A 2,431-nucleotide genomic window follows, 5' to 3' on the forward strand; every position below is an offset into this window, starting at 1 on the left:
TATTTCAGATTTCTCCGCATGCTTTCGTGAATTACGTCTGACTGATAATAATTTTTTAAAGTTATCAGATTCTCAAAAAAAAAGGTGTGTGCATCTAGCGCTGCAAAATGGTCATCATGATACGGTGGCTGTGTTTATGAAGGTGCTGGTGGAGTTACTGAAGGAAGGGAAGTTATCAGAAGATAAGTTCATAGCGCTGGCAGCAGCAAATGATGGTGACGAAATACCTGGTGGACTATTTCTGGCGCTGCAAAATGGTCATCATGATACGGTGACTGCGTTTATGAAGGTGCTGGTGGAGTTACTGAAGGCAGGGAAGTTATCAGAAGATAAGTTCATAGCGCTGGCAGCGGGGAAAGATGGTGATGAAACACCTGGACTATGGATGGCGCTGCAAAATGGTCAGCATGAGACGGTGACTACGTTTATGAAGGTGCTGGCGGAGTTACTGAAGGAAGGGAAGTTATCAGCAGATAAGTTCATAGCGCTGGCAGCGGGAAAAAGACATGACGAAACACCTGGACTATTTATGGCGCTGCAAAATGGTCAGCATGATACGGTGACTGCGTTTATGAAGGTGCTGGTGAAGTTACTGAAGGAGGGGAAGTTGTCAGAAGATAAGTTCATAGAGCTGGCAGCGGGAAAAAGACGTGACGAAATACCAGGGCTATGGATGGCGCAGCAAGATGGTCAGCATGATACGGTGGCTGCGTTTATGGAAGCACTGGCGGAGTTACTGAAGGCAGGGAAGTTATCAGCAGATAAGTTCATAGCGCTGGCAGCAGCGAAAGATGGTGACGGAACGCCTGGACTATGTCTGGCGCTGCAAAATGGTCATCATGAGACGGTGACTGCTTTTATGAAGGTGTTGGTGGAGTTACTGAAGGAAGGGAAGTTATCAGAAGATAAGTTCATAGCGCTGGCAGCAGCGAAAGATGGTAACGAAATACCTGGACTATGTCTGGCGCTGCAAGGGGGGCAGCATGAGACGGTGGCTGCGTTTATGAAGGTGCTGGTGGAGTTACTGAAGGCAGGGAAGTTATCAGCAGATAAGTTCATAGCGCTGGCAGCAGCGAAAGGTGGTAACGAAACACCTGGACTATTTCTGGCGCTGCAAAAAGGTCATCATGATACGGTGACTGCGTTTATGAAGGTGCTGGTGGAGTTACTGAAGGAAGGGAAGTTATCAGAAGATAAGTTCATAGCGCTGGCAGAAGCGAAAGATGGTGACGAAATACCTGGACTATTTCTGGCGCTGCAAGAGGGTCAGCATGATACGGTGACTGCGTTTATGAAGGTGCTGGCGGAGTTACTGAAGGCAGGGAAGTTATCAGCAGATAAGTTCATAGCGCTGGCAGCAGCGAAAGATGGTGACGAAACACCTGGACTATGTCTAGCGCAGCAAAAAGGTCAGCATGAGACGGTGGCTGCGTTTATGAAGGTGCTGGCGGAGTTACTGAAGGAAGGAAAGTTATCAGCAGATAAGTTCATAGCGCTGGCAGCAGCGAAAGGTGGCAATGAAACACCAGGGTTATTTCTGGCGCAGCAAAAAGGTCAGCATGAAACGGTGGCTGCGTTTATGAAGGTGCTGGTGGAGTTGCTGAAGGAAGGGAAGTTATCAGAAGATAAGTTCATAGCGCTGGCAGCGGGGAAAAGACGTAACGGAACACCTCGACTATGTCTGGCGCTGCAAGAGGGGCAACATGAGACGGTGGCTGCGTTTATGAAGGTGCTGGCGGAGTTACTGAAGGAAGGGAAGTTATCAGAAGATAAGTTCATAGCGCTGGCAGCGGGGAAAAGACGTAACGGAACGCCTGGACTATATTTGGCGCTGCAAAATGGTCATCATGATACGGTGACTGCGTTTATGAAGGTGCTGGTGGAGTTACTGAAGGAGGGGAAGTTGTCAGAAGATAAGTTCATAGAGCTGGCAGCGGGAAAAAGACGTGACGAAATACCAGGGCTATGGATGGCGCAGAAAAACGGTCAGCATAATACGGTGGCTGCGTTTATGAAAGTATTGGCGGAGTTGCTGACGGAAGGGAAGTTATCAGCAGGTAAGTTCATAAAACTGGCAGCGGGGAAAGATGGTGACGGAACGCCTGGACTATATTTGGCGCTGCAAAGTGGTCATCATGATACGGTGGCTGCGTTTATGAAGGTGCTGGCGGAGTTACTGAAGGAAGGGAAGTTATCAGAAGATAAGTTCATAGAGCTGGCAGCAGCGAAAGATGATTACGAAATACCAGGGTTATGTCTGGCGCAGAAAAACGGTCAGCATGAGGCGGTGGCTGCGTTTATGAAAGTACTGGCGGAGTTACTGAAGGCAAGGAAGTTATCAGAAGATAAGTTCATAGAGCTGGCAGCAGCGAAAGGTGGCAACGAAACACCAGGGTTATTTCTGGCGTTGCAAAACGGTCGTAATGAAGTG

The 2,431-nt window shown here is 48.5% G+C and carries 1 protein-coding gene; it reads left to right on the forward strand.

The features are described from left to right. Window positions 1–2,431: hypothetical protein (locus tag JQC92_RS21825; RefSeq protein WP_205001635.1), on the forward strand; the 2,431-nt coding region annotated here is incomplete at both ends.

It is taken from the genome of Parashewanella hymeniacidonis (assembly GCF_016900895.1).
Taxonomy (GTDB): Bacteria; Pseudomonadota; Gammaproteobacteria; order Enterobacterales; family Shewanellaceae; genus Parashewanella; species Parashewanella hymeniacidonis.